1 protein-coding gene is annotated in these 573 nt (G+C 39.8%); it reads left to right on the forward strand.

What is annotated here, in order from left to right; translation table 11 throughout:
• Positions 1-573: SPFH domain-containing protein (locus GMD4S_RS10210; protein ID WP_000518866.1), on the forward strand; the 573-nt coding region annotated here is incomplete at both ends.

The following is a 573-nucleotide window of genomic DNA, read 5'->3' on the forward strand; positions in this document are numbered from 1 at the left end:
TCGCTATCATAGAACGCTTTGGTAAATACCAAAAGTTGAGCAATAGTGGTATTCATTTACGAGCTCCTTTTGGAATTGATAGGATTGCGGCAAGAGTTCAACTACGCTTGTTGCAAAGTGAGATTGTTGTAGAGACAAAGACGCAAGATAATGTATTTGTAACGATGAATGTGGCAACTCAGTATCGAGTAAATGAAAATAACGTCACAGATGCCTATTATAAATTGATGCGTCCAGAAGCCCAAATTAAATCCTATATTGAAGATGCTTTGCGTTCATCTGTACCAAAGCTAACCCTAGATGAGTTGTTTGAGAAGAAGGATGAAATCGCCTTAGAAGTTCAAAAACAAGTGGCTGAAGAAATGTCTACGTATGGGTATATCATTGTCAAAACGCTGATTACTAAGGTTGAACCTGATGCTGAAGTAAAACAATCAATGAATGAAATTAACGCGGCTCAACGTAAGAGAGTTGCGGCGCAAGAGCTTGCTGAAGCAGATAAGATTAAAATCGTGACCGCAGCAGAAGCAGAAGCAGAAAAAGATCGCCTACATGGTGTAGGGATTGCAGAGC

The organism is Streptococcus sp. GMD4S, assembly GCF_000296955.1.